13 protein-coding genes are annotated in these 15,117 nt (G+C 70.9%); 8 read left to right on the top strand and 5 right to left on the bottom strand.

All coding sequences use genetic code 11. The annotated features are described in order from the left end of the window. Positions 1 to 47 precede the first annotated feature (47 nt). Positions 48 to 3,029, bottom strand: a complete 2,982-nt coding sequence (gene ileS / locus AC0IWM_RS00305; RefSeq protein WP_471752544.1) for an isoleucine--tRNA ligase — start codon at positions 3,027 to 3,029, stop codon at positions 48 to 50. 404 nt (positions 3,030 to 3,433) lie between these two features. On the opposite strand from ileS, the gene AC0IWM_RS00300 reads away from it, so the two are divergent. After that, positions 3,434 to 3,700 carry a hypothetical protein gene (locus tag AC0IWM_RS00300; protein ID WP_056218320.1) on the top strand — a complete coding sequence of 89 codons (267 nt, stop codon included), beginning with the start codon at positions 3,434 to 3,436 and terminating at the stop codon, positions 3,698 to 3,700. Here the strand turns inward: AC0IWM_RS00300 and AC0IWM_RS00295 are convergent. Continuing rightward, on the bottom strand, positions 3,691 to 4,638 hold the full coding sequence (locus tag AC0IWM_RS00295; RefSeq protein ID WP_471752543.1) for a DMT family transporter: 948 nt from the start codon (positions 4,636 to 4,638) through the stop codon (positions 3,691 to 3,693). The genes AC0IWM_RS00300 and AC0IWM_RS00295 overlap by 10 nt on opposite strands. A gap of 253 nt (positions 4,639 to 4,891) precedes the next feature. On the opposite strand from AC0IWM_RS00295, the gene AC0IWM_RS00290 reads away from it, so the two are divergent. Next, positions 4,892 to 5,161, top strand: coding sequence for a hypothetical protein (locus tag AC0IWM_RS00290; RefSeq protein WP_471752542.1), 270 nt, complete (start codon positions 4,892 to 4,894; stop codon positions 5,159 to 5,161). Positions 5,162 to 5,229: 68 nt separating this feature from the next. Here the strand turns inward: AC0IWM_RS00290 and AC0IWM_RS00285 are convergent, their stop codons facing one another. Next, entirely contained in the window at positions 5,230 to 5,850 is a 621-nt protein-coding gene (locus AC0IWM_RS00285) for a MarR family winged helix-turn-helix transcriptional regulator (RefSeq protein WP_471753079.1), read from the bottom strand. Between the two features lie 337 nt (positions 5,851 to 6,187). Here AC0IWM_RS00285 and rfbF point away from each other — a divergent pair, with 337 nt between their 5' ends. Genes rfbF through AC0IWM_RS00260 form a run of 5 tightly spaced genes read left to right on the top strand, consistent with a single transcriptional unit; the run spans position 6,188 to position 10,768 of the window. Beyond that, on the top strand, positions 6,188 to 6,955 hold the full coding sequence (gene rfbF / locus AC0IWM_RS00280; RefSeq protein WP_055946355.1) for a glucose-1-phosphate cytidylyltransferase: 768 nt from the start codon (positions 6,188 to 6,190) through the stop codon (positions 6,953 to 6,955). A gap of 31 nt (positions 6,956 to 6,986) precedes the next feature. Beyond that, positions 6,987 to 8,093, top strand: a complete 1,107-nt coding sequence (gene rfbG / locus AC0IWM_RS00275; RefSeq protein WP_471752541.1) for a CDP-glucose 4,6-dehydratase — start codon at positions 6,987 to 6,989, stop codon at positions 8,091 to 8,093. 5 nt (positions 8,094 to 8,098) lie between these two features. Then, positions 8,099 to 9,331, top strand: a complete 1,233-nt coding sequence (locus AC0IWM_RS00270; protein ID WP_471752540.1) for a methyltransferase domain-containing protein — start codon at positions 8,099 to 8,101, stop codon at positions 9,329 to 9,331. A 4-nt stretch (positions 9,332 to 9,335) separates the two neighbouring features. Then, positions 9,336 to 9,866, top strand: coding sequence for a dTDP-4-dehydrorhamnose 3,5-epimerase family protein (locus tag AC0IWM_RS00265; protein WP_471752539.1), 531 nt, complete (start codon positions 9,336 to 9,338; stop codon positions 9,864 to 9,866). Continuing rightward, positions 9,863 to 10,768 (top strand): NAD-dependent epimerase/dehydratase family protein, encoded by a 906-nt coding sequence (locus tag AC0IWM_RS00260; RefSeq protein ID WP_471752538.1) that lies wholly within the window; start codon positions 9,863 to 9,865, stop codon positions 10,766 to 10,768. Before AC0IWM_RS00265 ends, AC0IWM_RS00260 begins: the two co-directional genes overlap by 4 nt. A 12-nt stretch (positions 10,769 to 10,780) precedes the next feature. Here AC0IWM_RS00260 and AC0IWM_RS00255 read toward each other — a convergent pair whose 3' ends face one another. Continuing rightward, positions 10,781 to 11,167, bottom strand: a complete 387-nt coding sequence (locus AC0IWM_RS00255) for a response regulator (protein ID WP_471752537.1) — start codon at positions 11,165 to 11,167, stop codon at positions 10,781 to 10,783. 177 nt (positions 11,168 to 11,344) lie between these two features. Next, a complete protein-coding gene (locus tag AC0IWM_RS00250; RefSeq protein WP_471752536.1) occupies positions 11,345 to 12,598 on the bottom strand; it encodes an adenosylmethionine--8-amino-7-oxononanoate transaminase in 1,254 nt (417 codons plus the stop codon). Positions 12,599 to 12,816: 218 nt separating this feature from the next. Between AC0IWM_RS00250 and AC0IWM_RS00245 the strand changes: the two genes are divergently transcribed. Beyond that, positions 12,817 to 15,042: a TonB-dependent siderophore receptor gene (locus AC0IWM_RS00245; protein WP_471752535.1), complete on the top strand. Its 2,226-nt coding sequence runs from the start codon at positions 12,817 to 12,819 to the stop codon at positions 15,040 to 15,042. The last annotated feature ends 75 nt before the right edge of the window (positions 15,043 to 15,117 follow it).

The following is a 15,117-nucleotide window of genomic DNA, read 5'->3' as shown; positions in this document are numbered from 1 at the left end:
TCGGGTCCTCCCCCGGAGGTGAGGGAAGGGAGGGCGCGGCAGGCGCGTCACGCGGCGTTCGTGCCGGCATGGGCGGCGTCCCACTCGCGCAGGGCGCGCGCGTCGCGCGGCGTCACCTCGGGATAGTCCGGGTCGCTGCCGACCGCGGGCGTCACCCGCCAGGAGCGGGCGCATTTGCGGCCCTCGGCGAGGGCCGGCACCACGGCGACGCCGCGCACGTCGTCGAGGCGGAAGGCCTCGGCCGGACCCTCGCCGTCCACGATGCGGATGGCGGAGGTGATGCAGATATCGGCGAAGTCGACGCCCTCGACCACGGCGCGCAACTCGGCATCCGCGACGTACACCGTGGGCGCCGCCTCCAGGCTGGCGCCGATGCGCTTGGCCGTGCGCTCGATCTCCAGGGCCCCGGTGACGACGCGGCGGACCCGGCGGATGGTCTGCCAGCGGGTGGCGAGGGCGTCGTCCCGCCAGGCGGTCGGCGTCTCCGGCAGCGTCTGGAGATGGACGGAACCTGTCTCCGACGGGTAGCGATCGAGCCAGGCCTCCTCGGCCGTGAAGGCGAGCACGGGCGCGAGCCAGATCGTGACCCGGCGGAAGGTCTCGTCGATCACCTGGAGGGCGGCACGGCGCACCGGCGACGAGGCCGGGTCGCAGTAGAGCACGTCCTTGCGCACGTCGAAGTAGAAGGCCGAGAGGTCGCCGGTCATGAAGCCGTTGAGGAGCGCCACCACCCGCTTGGTGTCGAAGGTGGCGTAGGCCTCGCGGATCTCGCCGTCGAGCTCGGACAGCCGGTGCCGGATCAGGCGCTCCAGTTCGGGCAGCTCCGTGTGGGGGATCTCGGTACCGGGCTCGAAATGCGCCAGCGATCCGAGCATCCAGCGGATCGAGTTGCGCAGCTTCCGATAGGTTTCGGCGAAGGTCTTGATGATCTCCGGACCGATGCGCAGGTCGTCGGCATAATCGGAGGCCGCCACCCACAGGCGCAGGATGTCGGCGCCCGAATCCTTGATGACGTTCTGCGGCGCGACGACGTTGCCCTTCGACTTCGACATCTTGAGGCCCTTGGGGTCGAGGACGAACCCGTGGGTCAGGACGATGTCGTAGGGGGCACGGCCGCGGGTCCCGGCGGATTCGAGCAGGGACGACTGGAACCAGCCGCGATGCTGGTCCGACCCCTCCAGGTACATCACCGTGTCGGCGCCGCCGTCGCGGCGGCGCCTGACGCCGGAGAGGCCGGGGAACTGCTCCGGATCGTCCAGCACGAAGGCATGGGTCGAGCCGGAATCGAACCAGACGTCGAGGACGTCCGTGACCTTCTCGTACGCGGCCGGATCGTAGTCGGGGGCGAGGAACCGGGCGCCGTCGGCATCGGTGAACCAGGCATCCGCGCCCTCCGCGTGGAAGGCCGCCGCGATGCGCGCGTTCACCGCCTCGTCGCGCAGGACCTCGTGGGTGCCGCGCTTGACGAAGACCGTGATCGGCACCCCCCAGGCGCGCTGGCGCGAGACCACCCAGTCGGGCCGGTTGGCGACCATGCCGTTGATGCGGTTCCTGCCCTGGGGCGGGACCCACTGCGTCTCCTCGATCGCTTTCAGCGCCACGTCGCGCAGGGTCTTCTCACCGAGGGACTCGACCGGCTTGTCGAGGGCGATGAACCATTGCGGGGTGTTGCGGAAGATGACCGGCTTCTTCGAGCGCCAGGAATGCGGATAGCTGTGCTTGAGCGTGCCGCGCGCCACCAGGGTGCCGGCTTCCGTGAGGGCGGCGATGACCGCCTTGTTGGCGTCGCCCTTCTCGCCCTTGTGGTTAAGAACGAGTTTTCCCGTGAAACCGGGGGCCTCTTCGGTCAACGCGCCGTCCGCATCCACGGTGTAGGGGATGCGGGTCTCGATGCCGCGCTGGGCGAGGGCGCGTCCATTGGCCATCCAGACCTCGAAATCCTCGCGGCCATGGCTCGGAGCCGTATGGACGAAGCCGGTGCCGGCCTCGTCGGTGACGTGCTCGCCATCGAGGAGGGGAACGGCGAAGTCGTAGCCGGACAGGTGGCCGGCGAGGGGATGGCTCAGGGTCAGGCCGGCGAGTTCGGCCGGCGCGACCTCGCGCAGACGCTCGAAGGCCTCGACCCGGGCGCTCGCGAAGACCGAAGCGGCCAGGGCGTCGGCGAGGACGTAGCGGTCACCGACCTTGGCCCAGTTGTCCTCGGCCGCCGCCGTGACGCGATAGAGGCCGTAGGTGACCTTGCGCGAATAGGCCACCGCCCGGTTGGCGGGCATCGTCCAGGGCGTGGTGGTCCAGATGACGACCCGTGCCGCCGCGAGATCCTCCGTCGCCCCCACGGTGATCCGGAAGGCGGCGAAGATCGCGTCGCTGACGACGTCCTCGTACTCGACCTCGGCCTCGGCCAGGGCGGTCTTCTCCACCACCGACCACATCACCGGCTTCGAGCCGCGATAGAGCTGCCCCGTCATCGCGAAGGTCATGAGCTCGCGGGCGATCGCGGCCTCGGCCGGGAACGACATGGTGACGTAGGGATGGTCCCAGTCGCCGGTCACGCCGAGGCGCTTGAACTCGCCGCGCTGCACGTCGAGCCAATGGGCCGCGAAGGTCCGGCACTCCTGGCGGAACTCGATGACCGGCACGTCGTCCTTGTTGCGGCCCTTGGCGCGGTACTGCTCCTCGATCTTCCACTCGATGGGCAGGCCGTGGCAGTCCCAGCCCGGCACGTAGTTGGCGTCGTAGCCGAGCGTGCCCTGCGCGCGGACGATCACGTCCTTCAGGATCTTGTTGAGCGCCGTGCCGATGTGGATGTTGCCGTTGGCGTAGGGCGGGCCGTCGTGCAGCACGAATTTCGGCCGCCCGGCGGCCTGCGCGCGGATCTGCCCGTAGAGGTCGATGGCGGCCCAGCGCTCCAGCAGCAGGGGCTCGCGCACCGGCAGGCCGGCCCGCATCGGGAACTCGGTCTGGGGCAGGAACAGGGTCTTCGAATAGTCGCGGGCAGGGGCCGCGGCGGGGGAGGTCTGGTCGCTCATGGGATGTCTGTGAGGTCTTCGGCGCGGGTCGTCATTGAGGCGGTCGGTGGGCAGGACTGCCCCCGGGGCCGGCGGAACGGAGGCGAGTCGTCGCCCTCCCGGCCTTCGCATCGGTCCGCCGCGGCGGCCCTCAGGCGCAGGCCGGGCTCATAATTCGAGGCCGGGACGCGCTCGGCACGCCGAACCGCCCGCGCGGATCACCATCAACGCACATGCGCCGGCTTCTAGCAGCGGCGCAGGCGCGAGACCAGCGAGCTTTCCGCCTTCCGCGCGCCGCGAATTTTCCTCGGGACCTTTTTCAAGCTCGGCCGTTGTCCCGCACGCGTTCGGGTGCCGTCCGGCGGTCCGCCGGGAACCACGCCGATAGGGGTGACCGAGACGCGGCGCCATTGGGAGATACGATCATGAGAAAAGCTCTGCTCGCCGCCAGCCTCGTCCTGTCCGCCTTCGCCCTGTCGGGCGCGGCCGAAGCGCAGGGCCTTCCGGGCGGCATCCGCCGTGGTGCGGCCGAGGGTGACCGGGTCGCCGGTCCGGTGGGCGGCATCGTCGGCGGCGCGGTCGGCGGCGCGGTGGGAACCGTGAACGGGGCGCTCGGCATCGATCCGGGCCGTCGCGCCTACCGCACCCGCATGAAGTCCCGCCGCCACTCCCATCACCGCCGTCACCGCTGAGGGGATGCGGGATCCTGCGTGGCGGGCCGTGCGTCCGGCCGGCGCCGCGCACGGGGGGTGGATTCCTGGGCCAGGAGGTAGAGCCCGGACCCGATGACGATGGACGCGCCGATCAGCGTCCATCGGTTCGGCACGTCGCCGAAGATCAGGTAGCCCAGCATCGCCGACCAGAGCAGCTGGGTATAGATGAACGGCGCCAGCACGTTGGCGGGTGCCCGGGCATGCGCGAGCACCAGCAGCCAGTGTCCCAGAGTGCCGAACAGGCCGACCCCGACCAGCAGCGCCCAGGTGCTCCACGCCGTCGGCGTCGTCCAGATCCAGGGCAGGAGCGGGCTCATCACCGCGAGCCCGGCGAGCCCCGAGTAGAATACCGTCGTGGCCGTCGAATCGACGCCCGCGAGCTTGCGCGTGGTCAGCACGTAGAACGCGTAGCACAGCATGTTGCCGATGCTGAGGAGCACCGCGGGCTGGAATGCGTCGACGCCGGGCCGCACGATGACCAGAACGCCGAGGAAGCCGACCGCCACCGCCACGAGGCGCCGCGGCGACGACCATTCGCCCAGCAGCGGGCCGGCGAGCAGCGCCACCATCAGGGGCGTCGCGAACTGGATCGACAGGGTCTCGGCGAGCTGGAGCTTGCGCAGGGCCAGGAAGTTGAGGGCCGTCGAGCCGAACAGCAGCAGCGAGCGCAGGACCTGAAGCGTGAGCCGGTTCGTCCGCGCCACCCCGGGCGTTCGGATCGGATTGAGGACCATCAGCACCAGGGTGACGTTGACGGCGTAGCGCATGAAGGTCGAGAGCAGCGGATCGACGCCGCGGCCGGCCAGGGTCTTGGCCGAGGCGTCGAGGCAGGCGAAGAACGCCAGCGTGCCGCACATCAGCGCGATGCCGGCCAGGCGCCGGTTCTTCGACGCGGCGCCCCCTGCTTCTGACCCCAATGACCCGATCCCGATCCAGGGCGGCATTCCGCCCGGTTTGAACTGAAGGAGGGGCAAGCTTTAGAGCAGGGCCGCGGCGGCGCACACCCGCGTCGGGCTCGGGTCCGCCCTGGTCCAGAAGCATCGACCCTCGCTTTCGCGTGCCGGCGCGAACCTCCGGTTGCGAGCGCACGGGGAAATCGCCCCACCTGCACGCTTTCTTATCGATGTCCGGTCCATCGTCGCCAGAATATCGCTGGCGGAGGGCCCATCCATGGCAAAGGCCATACCGTTGCTTGCGACCTTCGGGCTGATCTGCCTGATGGTTCTACCCGCGCCCGGGATCCTGGGCCTGCTGATCGGCCTCGGCTGCGCGATCGTCATCGTGCTCTATGCGGCGGTCTGGCTGTTCGACCGGGCCGCCACACGCCTGGCCTTTCTCCTGGAGCGGAATGGCGCACGTCTGTTTACGCGCCGGCAGGCCGTGCATGCGGGTTCCGGCATGATGCGCAAGGCGAAGGTGCCGAAAGCCAAGGCGTCGTAAGGCCGAGACGCCCCCGCGCTCTCGCCTGCCACCCGATCGAGCGTCGCCGCCCCCGGCGACGGGACGCGCTACAATGCGCCCGGCACCCCCAGGGTGTCCGGCTCGTCCTCGTCCATCTCGGAATCGCCCTCGACCTCGTGGCCGGTGACACCCGAGACCTCGGCGAGGTTGCGCGCCGCCTTGCGCAGCAGCTTGCGCAGCCGGCGCTTCTCCTTGCCGTCGAAGCCGTCGAGGAGTTCGGCCTCGACATCGTCCCACAGCCGCTCGATGGCCGCCGCCTTGGCGAGGCCCGTCTCGGTGAGGCGCACCCGCACGATCCGGCCGTCCCCGGCCTCGGCGCGGCGCTCGACGAATCCGAGGGCAGCGAGGCGCGAGATGGTCTTCGAGGCGGTCGGCGGACGCACCCGCAGGGTCGCGGCGAGGTCGCCCATCGTCATGGTTCCGGCCGCAGCCAGCGCCTGCACCACCTGTTCCTGCCCGGCGAAGAGGTCGAGGGCGGCCAGGCGATCACCGACGCGGGAACGATGCAGACGGGCAGCCTGGACCAGGGCCCAGCCGACGCTCTTCGAGCCCGGAGGCCGCAGGCGCTTGTCGGACTTGCTCATGCTCCGCTCGCTATCCCTGTCATCGCTCGTCTCGGGGAGCGAGGCCATCGCCGCGCGGGCCGAGCCCTCGCCGGGTTCGGCCATCCCGCGCTCGTCAGCCGCCCGCATCGCTCATCCTCTCCGACATGATAACCCGCGGGTGGTTGGCCCGCGCCGGTCCATCCAGGCGCATCCACCGGCATCCGTGACCGTTCCCCGCGATGGGGGCATGACCGGGCCGTATGAAGCTGCGATGACAGTGCCCCTGGATCGAGGCCGTCCGGTTGGGAAAAGTCGGCTAAAGGGTCCGTTCGGGCGCCTGCCTGGACGAAGCCCGACCCCTCGATTAAGCGTTGCGGACCGCCGCCGACGCTCCCCGGGATCTGCGAAGACCTCTCGGGACCCGGAGATTCCTCAGGTTTCGAAGACCCCGCAGGCCCCCATGAAGGCAGTCATCCTCGCAGGCGGTCTCGGCACGCGCCTCTCCGAGGAGACGGTGACCCGCCCCAAGCCCATGCTGGAGATCGGCGGCCGGCCGATCCTCTGGCACATCATGCAGATCTTCGCCGCCCACGGAGTGCGCGAGTTCGTGATCTGCCTCGGCTACAAGGGCTACGTCATCAAGGAGTTCTTCCTGAACTACCGGCTGCACCTGTCCGACGTGACCGTCGACATCGGGCGCGGCCACGTGGACTTCCACCGCAGCACCGCCGAGGACTGGCGCGTCTCGCTGATCGAAACCGGCGAGACCACGATGACGGGCGGGCGCCTGAAGCGGGTGCGCGACTATCTCGGCGACGACGACTTCTTTATGACCTACGGCGACGGCGTCGCCGACGTGGACCTCACGGCCCTGGCCGCCTTCCACCGGGCGCACGGCAAGCTCGCCACCCTCACGGCGGTGACGCCGCCGGGCCGCTTCGGGGCGCTGGAGCTGGAGGACGGCACCGTGCGGCGCTTCCGCGAGAAGCCCGCCGGGGACGGGGCGACCATCAACGGCGGCTTCTTCGTGCTCTCGCCGCGCGTGCTCGACCGGATCGCGGGCGACGCCACGGTCTGGGAGGCCGAGCCCCTGGAGGGCCTCGCCGCCGACGGGCAGCTCGCGGCCTACGTCCATGCGGGCTTCTGGCAGGCCATGGACACCCTGCGGGATAAGAACCACCTCGAAGCCCTGTGGGCCGGGGACGCGCCGCCCTGGAAGTGCTGGTAGTCTGGCGCGTCACCGGAGATCGTTTCAGAGCGTGCAGCCCTCGCCCTTCCCCCTGCCGCGCACGCGCGACCCGAATCCCGATCCCGCCTTCTGGGCCGGGCGGCGGGTGCTCGTCACCGGCCATACCGGCTTCAAGGGCGGCTGGCTCTGCCTGTGGCTGGAGCGCCTGGGCGCGCGGGTGAGCGGGCTGGCGCTGCCCCCCGACGCCACGCCGAGCCTGTTCGAAACGGCCTGCATCGGTGCCGACCTCGATTCGCACCTCGGCGACATCCGCGACGCGGCGGCGGTGCGCGCGTGCCTCGCCGCCGCGGAGCCCGAGATCGTCATCCACATGGCGGCCCAGGCCCTGGTGCGCGCCTCCTACCGCGATCCGCTGGCCACCTACGCCACCAACGTGATGGGCACGGCCCACGTGCTGGAGGCGGTGCGGGCGACCCCCTCCGTCCGGGCCGTCATCGTGGTGACGAGCGACAAGGCCTACGCGAACCGCGAATGGCCCTGGGGCTACCGCGAGCAGGAGGCCCTCGGCGGCCACGACCCCTACAGCAGCTCGAAGGCCTGCGCCGAGCTGGTGGCGGCGGCCTACCGCGACGCGTTCCTGGCCGAGCGCGATTGCCGGGTCGCCACCGCCCGGGCGGGCAACGTCATCGGCGGCGGCGACTGGTCCGAGGATCGCCTCGTGCCCGACATCGTCCGCGCCTTCGCGCGGGGCGAATCCGTGGAGATCCGCGCGCCCCACGCCACGCGACCCTGGCAGCACGTGCTCGAGCCCCTGAGCGGCTACCTCCGCCTCGCCGAATGCCTGTCCGGGGAGGCGGGAGCGCGCTACGCCGAGGCCTGGAACTTCGGCCCGGCCGACGAGGATTGCCGGCCGGTGGCCCACCTCGTCGACGCGCTCGCCCAGGCCTGGGGGTCGGACGCCCTCTGGCACCTGTCGGAGGCGATCCACCCGCACGAGGCGACCTTCCTCAAGGTCGATTCGGCCAAGGCCCGCGCCCATCTCGGCTGGGACCGGCGCCTGCGCCTCGACGCGGCGCTCGCCTGGACCGCGGCCTGGCACCGGGCGCAGGCCGGCGGCGGATCGGCCCGCGACCTGACCCTGGCGCAGATCGGCGCCTACGAGGCTCTCGGAGCGTGACCGGCGTGAGCGCACATCGTCCCTGCCGCGCCTGTGGCGCGCCTCTCGACCGGAGCCTGGTCGACCTCGGGCTGTCGCCGCTCGCCAACGCCTACGTGCCGGCGGACCGCGCCAACCGCGGCGAGACCTTCCACCCGCTCCACGCCTATGTCTGCGACGCTTGCTTCCTGGTGCAGCTCGAAGCCTTCGAGACGCCCGAGGCGATCTTCTCGGACTACGCCTACTTCTCGGGCTTCTCGGCGGGCTGGCTCGCCCATGCGGAGGCCTATGTCGCCGCCATGCAGGCGCGCTTCGGCCTCGGGGCCGGGAGCAAGGTCGTGGAGGTGGCGAGCAACGACGGCTACCTGCTGCAATACGTCGTCGCGCGGGGCATCCCGGCCCTCGGAGTGGAACCCGCCGCCAACGTGGCGGCGGCGGCGCGGGCGCGGGGCGTGCCGACCGAGGTCGCGTTCTTCGGAGCCGAGACCGCCGGGCGCCTTCGCGCCGCGGGTCACGCGGCCGACCTGATGGCGGCCAACAACGTGCTCGCCCACGTGCCCGACCTCCACGACTTCGTGGCCGGCTTCGCCATCCTCCTGAAGCCCGAGGGTGTCGCGACCTTCGAGTTCCCGCATCTCCTGCGCATGATCGAGCAGCGCCAGTTCGACACGATCTATCACGAGCACTTCTCGTATTTCTCCCTCGGGGTGGTGATCGGCGTCCTGCGCCAGCACGGCCTGCGCGTGTTCGACGTCGAGGAATGGCCGACCCATGGTGGCTCGCTGCGCGTCTTCGCCTGTCGCGAGGGCGCCGCCCATGCCCCGACGGAGGCCCTGGAGCGCGTGGTGCGGATCGAGCGGGCGGCCCGCCTGTTCGAGCCCGCCGGCTATGCGGGCTTCGGGCGGGCGGTGGCCGACATCAAGTGCGCGGCGCTCAGCTTCCTCATCGCGGAGCGGGAGGCGGGCCGGACGGTCTGCGCCTACGGGGCGGCGGCCAAGGGCAACACCTTCCTCAATTATTGCGGCATCGGCCCCGAATTGGTGCGGGCGGTGGCGGACCGCTCGCCGCACAAGCAGGGCATGCTGCTCCCCGGCAGCCGCATCCCGGTGGTCTCGCCGGAGGCGCTGCTCGCGCTGCGGCCGGATACCGTCCTGATCCTGCCCTGGAACCTGCGCGACGAGATCGCCGCCGAGATGGCCGCGATCCGGGCCTGGGGCGGGCGCTTCGTCACCGCGATCCCGCATCTGGCCGCGTTCTGAGCCCATGCGCTTCGAGGCCCTGCCGCTCGCCGGCGCGTACCGGATCGTCCCCGAACCCCATGCCGACGCGCGCGGCTTCTTCGCCCGCACCGCCTGCGCGGAGGATTTCGCCGCGCGCGGGCTGATCGGCGCCTTCGCGCAATCCAGCGTCTCCTACAACGCCCGGCGCGGCACCGTGCGCGGCCTGCACTTCGCCGCCGAGCCCCACGCGGAAACCAAGCTCGTGCGCTGCACGGCCGGAGCGATCCACGACGTCATCGTCGACCTGCGGCCGGATTCCGCCAACTACCTCCGGGCCTACGGGACCGAGCTCAGCGCCGCGAACCGTCACGCCCTCTACATCCCGGCCGGCTTCGGCCACGGCTTCCAGGCCCTCAGCGACGGCGCGGAAGTGCTCTACATGATCGACCGCCCCTACGTGGCCGGCAGCGCCCGGGGCCTGCGCTGGAACGATCCCAGCCTCGACCTCGTCTGGCCGGAGCCCGTCACGGTGATCGCCGAGCGCGACCTCGCCTATCCCGACTGGGTGCGATGAGCGGGCGCGTCCTCGTCACCGGTGCGGCCGGCTTCGTCGGGCGCCACGCCGTGCCGGCCCTGCGGGCGCGCGGATTCGAGGTCCACGGCGTCGGGCGTGCCGCCTCGGCGGAGGCGCACTGGCACGCGGCCGACCTGCTGGTGCCCGAGGCCCGGCGCGCGCTGGTCGCAGAGATCCGCCCGAGCCATCTCCTCCACCTCGCCTGGGATGCGGAGCCCGGCCGCTACTGGACCTCGGCCCGCAACCTCGACTGGGTCGCGGCCACCCTCGACCTGGCACAGGCCTTCGCGGCCGCCGGGGGCCGCCGCTTCGTCGGCGTCGGCACCTGCGCCGAGTACGCCTGGGGCACCGCCCGCTTCGACGAGGCGACGACCCCCTGCCGGCCCGCGACGCTCTACGGCGCCGCGAAGGACGGCACCCGGCGCATCCTGTCGGCCCATGCCGCCCAGCACGGCCTGAGCTTCGCCTGGGGTCGGCTGTTCTACCTCTACGGCCCCGGCGAGCGCCGCGGGCGGCTCGTATCGGATGCGGTCCACGCGCTGATGGCCGGCACCGCGTTCCCGACCTCGCACGGGCGCCAGTGCCGCGACTTCCTGCACGTCGCGGATGCCGCCGAGGCCCTGGCCGCCCTGGTGGCGGGCGACGCGAGCGGACCGGTGAACATCGGCTCGGGCTCGGCGATTCCGGTGCGCGCGCTCCTCGAAGGGCTCGCCGCCCGGCTCGGCGGCGCCGAGCACCTGGACTTCGGTGCCCGGCCCTTGAGCGCGACGGAACCGCCCATCATCGAGGCCGGGACCCGCATCCTGACGGAAGCCGTCGGTTTCCGGCCGCATTTCGACCTGCCGCGCGGCCTCGACGATACCGTCGCGTGGTGGCGCGCCCGGGGGAGCGCGCCAGGCTGAGGGGTCACGCCCTCAGCAGGGCAGCAGGCCCTTGAGCTGGGACAGGATGTCCTCGCCGGTGCAGGGCCGGGCGATGAACTTGGCGCCCTTCGGCATCCGCTCGGGATCGGGAGCGGCACGGCCCGAGACGATGACGATGGGCAGCTGCGGGCGGGCCTCGGACACCGCGGTCGCGAGTTCGAAGCCGTTGGTCTTGCCGGACAGTTCGACATCCGTGACCAGGCCGCAGATGTCGGGGCGAGCCTGGATGATGCCGAGCGCCCGCTCGGCCGAGGCGCATTGCACGGTCTCGTAGCCGCCATTCTCAAGAACGTCGCCGAGGTCCATGATCGTCAGGGCCTCGTCCTCCACCAGCAGGATCACCGGCCGGTCGTCGTTCGCCTTAGCCTCATCCACCACGATGCACCCTCCAGCCTGTCTGGCCGCGGGCCCCGCCCGGGACCGGGCCCCTCGCGTGGAGCCGGAAGGCTCGCAGGGCGCGATCGGGGATTCCGGAGATTCTGGACATGGGGCCAGCGCAACGTCATCCCAACGAGCGACGGGGGCGTGGGTTGCACCGGGCGCAGGGTCTCGCCGTCAGGCGGCGGTCTCCCGCACCACCGCACGCATGGCGTTGAGGAGTTCGGCCAGATCCTGCGGTGCGATCGTCAGCGCCGGGGTCAGGTAGACGATGTCGCCGAAGGGCCGCACCCAGGTGCCGCGCGCGAGGAAGCGGCGCTTCAGCTCGGCGAGATCGGGGGCCTCACGGAACTGCACCGCCCCGATCGCTCCGAGGACCCGGATGTCGGCCACGTGCGGCAGGCCCCGCAGGGGTTCGAGCCCGTCCGCGAGGGCCGCCGCGATGGCGGTGGCTTGAGCGAGGCGCGGCTCGCGCGCGAACAGGTCGAGGCTGGCATCGGCCGCCGCGCAGGCGAGCGGGTTCGCCATGAAGGTCGGTCCGTGCATGAGGGCGGCGGCGGGATCGTCGGAGAGGAAGCTCGCGAACACGGCCCGCGTGGCCACGGTGGCGGCCAGCGCCATCGTGCCGCCGGTGAGGGCCTTCGACAGGCAGAGGATGTCCGGCACGATGCCGGCCTGCTCGCAGGCGAACAGGGTCCCGGTGCGCCCGAAACCGGTGAAGATCTCGTCGGCGATGAGCGGCAATCCGTGGTGTGCCGCCAGCCGCGCCACCGTCGCCAGCACCTCGGGGGGGTGCATCCGCATGCCACCGGCCCCCTGGACCAGGGGCTCCACGATCACCGCCGCCAGGGTCTCGCGCTCGGCCGCCAGGGTCGCGTCGAGGGCGGCGGCCTGCGCCGCCGTCCGGGGCAGATCGCAGAAGACCTGGGTCGGCAGGTAGGCGCCGAAGCGCCGGTGCATGCCCTCGTCGGGGTCGCAGACCGACATCGCCCCCAGGGTGTCGCCGTGATAGCCCTCCCGGAAGGCCAGGATGCGGGTGCGGCCGGCGACGCCCCGGTTGATCCACATCTGGACCGCCATCTTCAGGGCGACCTCGACCGCCACCGAGCCGGAATCCGTGAAGAAGACGTGATCGAGGTCGCCCGGAAGCAGGGCCGCGAGGCGCGCGGCCAGCCGCTCCGCGGGGGCATGGGTGAATCCCCCGAACATCACGTGCGGCATCGCCTCGAGCTGCGCCGCCACGGCGGCGCGGATGTGGGGATGGTTGTAGCCGTGGGCCGCCGTCCACCACGAGGCGATGCCGTCGATCAGCTCGCGCCCGTCGGAGAGCACGATGCGCGACCCGTGCGTGCGCACGGCCTCCAGCGGCGGGGCCGCCCCCCGCATCTGCGTGTAGGGCCGCCAGAGATGTTGGATGCGCGGGCTGTCCATGACCCGCAGGGGATGGGCCGGCGCAGACCCCGGGTCAAGGCGGGGCGCACTGCTCCGCGCGAGACCCGGGATCATTCGGCATGAAGTTTAGTTTGTGAAATATATTGATATTCTGACATATATAACAGAAAATTTAGATATATTCCAATATACAGCGTGGCTATTTTTATAAAACCAAGACTCTCCTACGGCAGATCGAACCTCGATCAGGAGCGATCATGTCCCGTCCGGCCCGACATCATCACCGCACCTCGTCCTGCGGCCGGAAACCTGCGGATCCGGCGGCACGGATCTCGACGCGGTGGATTTCGGCGGGATGGATCTCGGGTGCCGCGCTCCTGCTCCAGGCCGGGCCGGCGGCCGCGCAGCAGCCCGATTTCTCGTCCGTCGCCCTCGATGAGATCCAGGTCGCGGGCGACGGCGGGGCGGTGATCGGCTACCAGCCCCGGCGCACGAGCTTCGGAGCGGGGTCCGACACGGCCCTCCTCGACACACCGGCCAACATCGCCATCGTGCCGAGCGCCGTGCTGCGCGATCAGCGGGTGCTGAGCCTCGACGAGGCCCTGCGCAACGTTAGCAGCGTGGTGCAGACCAACAGCCTCGGCGGCACGCAGGAGGCCGTCATCCGGCGCGGCTTCGGTTCCTCCCGTGACAGCTCGATCCTGCGCGACGGGCGCCGCACGGTTCTCCAGCAGAACTTCAACCATGCCATCGAGCGGGTCGAGGTCCTGAAGGGCCCGGCCTCCCTCCTCTACGGCATCTCGGAGCCCGGCGGCCTGATCAACCTCGTCTCGAAGCGCCCCGACTTCACGCCTCGCGGCTCCCTCGATCTGACCGGAACGAGCTTCGGCGGCGGCCTCGTCCAGGCCGACCTCACGGGTCCGATCCAGGACACCAACCTCGCCTACCGGGTCGTCGGCGACTTTCAGGACTACGCCTACTGGCGCAATTTCGGGCAGCTCCGCCGTCAGGTCCTCGCCCCGTCGATGACCTGGCGCGGCGACAACACCACCGTGACGGTGGGCTACGAGTTCACGCACTACTCCATCCCCTTCGACCGGGGCACCACCTTCGACCCGCGCACCGGGCGCGCCCTTCGCGTGCCCCGCGACCGCCGCTTCGACGAGCGCGTCAGTAAGGTGGACGCCGAGAGCCATCTCGCCACGATCGACGTCGACCACCGGTTCGACGCGGATTGGAGGCTTCACTTCGGCTACAGCTATTCGCGGCTCGGCTACGACGACAACCAGATCCGGCCCGTCGCCTACAATTCCGACACGCGCCTCCTGACGCGCCGGGCGGACGCGACGCGCGGCGGGGATTTCGAGGCCCACGTGGCCCGCCTCGACCTGACGGGGCGCTTCGAGGCCTTCGGCCTGCGCAATGATCTCCTCGCCGGGGCGATGGTCGAGCGGATCGACTATTATCGGAAGACCAGCGTGCGGGGACCGAACGTCGGCGGGTTCGACCCGTTCGACCCCGTCTACGGCCTGATGGGCGCCTCCGACCGGGTCTCGCTGGCGGCCAGCAACAACCGCGACCGACTCAGCAACACCAGCCTCTACCTTCAGGATTCGCTCCACCTCACCGACCGGCTGATCCTGGTGGGCGGGATCAGCGCCCAGATCTACGACCAGCTCGCCTATGCGGGCCGCCCCGCCGTGATCTCGACCGCCATCGACGGCGTGAAGCCGGTGCCGCGGGCCGGGCTCGTCTACAAGCTCGCGCCCAATCTCTCGCTCTATGGAAGCTACACGCAGTCCTTTCGCCCCAACGTCACCGACCTCGATGTGACCGGGACCCTGCTGCCGGAAGAGGGGACGGCCTACGAGGTGGGGGTCAAGGCGGAGGTCGCCGACGGCCTCCTGATCACCGGCGCGATGTTCGATGCCGAGAAGAGCAACGTGCTGATCACCCAGGTGATCGACGGCACCCGCTTCGGTTCGACCGCGGGCAAGGTGCGCTCGCGTGGCTTCGAACTCGATTTCGCGGGGCAGATCCTGCCCGACTGGGCCGTGATCGGCAGCTACGGCTTCACCCAGGCGGTCGTCACCGAGGATCCGGTGCTCGCCGGCAAGCAGCTTCAGAACACGCCGCGCGTCACGGCCTCGCTGTTCCTCACCCACCAGCTCGGCGCCGTCGCCGAGGCGACGGCGTTCGGCTCGACCCTCCTCGGCCCTGGCTTCCTGGAGGCCGGGTTCGGCAGCCGCTACGTCGGGGTCCGCCCCGGAGACGCGGCCAATAGCTTCACCATGCCGGACTACCTGGTCTGCGACGCGTTCCTGGCCTACCGGACGCAGGTCAACGGGCTGCCGACCACCCTGCAGCTCAACCTGAAGAACCTGTTCGACGAGACCTATTACGCCTCGTCCGGGGCCAGCAACCTGCTGGTGGCGGTGGGCGAGCCCTTCCAGGCCCTGGTCACCGCCCGCGTCGCCTGGTGAGCGGGCGCGCCGAAGCCGGGCGGGATGCCGGGTCACCACGGACTCTGATACCAGGACGAACCGACCGGGCTGATC

The organism is Methylobacterium sp. AC433, from assembly GCF_979253015.1.
This window is presented reverse-complemented; position numbering and strand designations above follow the sequence as displayed.

Bases quoted from the DNA above. Each gene is read 5' to 3' on its own strand.
- AC0IWM_RS00250 (WP_471752536.1), bottom strand. From the start codon at position 12,598: ATGGACAGCCCGCGCATCCAACATCTCTGGCGGCCCTACACGCAGATG.
- AC0IWM_RS00300 (WP_056218320.1), top strand. From the start codon at position 3,434: ATGAGAAAAGCTCTGCTCGCCGCCAGCCTCGTCCTGTCCGCCTTCGCC.
- rfbF (WP_055946355.1), top strand. From the start codon at position 6,188: ATGAAGGCAGTCATCCTCGCAGGCGGTCTCGGCACGCGCCTCTCCGAG.
- AC0IWM_RS00245 (WP_471752535.1), top strand. From the start codon at position 12,817: ATGTCCCGTCCGGCCCGACATCATCACCGCACCTCGTCCTGCGGCCGG.
- AC0IWM_RS00285 (WP_471753079.1), bottom strand. From the start codon at position 5,850: ATGGCCGAACCCGGCGAGGGCTCGGCCCGCGCGGCGATGGCCTCGCTC.
- ileS (WP_471752544.1), bottom strand. From the start codon at position 3,029: ATGAGCGACCAGACCTCCCCCGCCGCGGCCCCTGCCCGCGACTATTCG.
- AC0IWM_RS00290 (WP_471752542.1), top strand. From the start codon at position 4,892: ATGGCAAAGGCCATACCGTTGCTTGCGACCTTCGGGCTGATCTGCCTG.
- AC0IWM_RS00260 (WP_471752538.1), top strand. From the start codon at position 9,863: ATGAGCGGGCGCGTCCTCGTCACCGGTGCGGCCGGCTTCGTCGGGCGC.
- AC0IWM_RS00265 (WP_471752539.1), top strand. From the start codon at position 9,336: ATGCGCTTCGAGGCCCTGCCGCTCGCCGGCGCGTACCGGATCGTCCCC.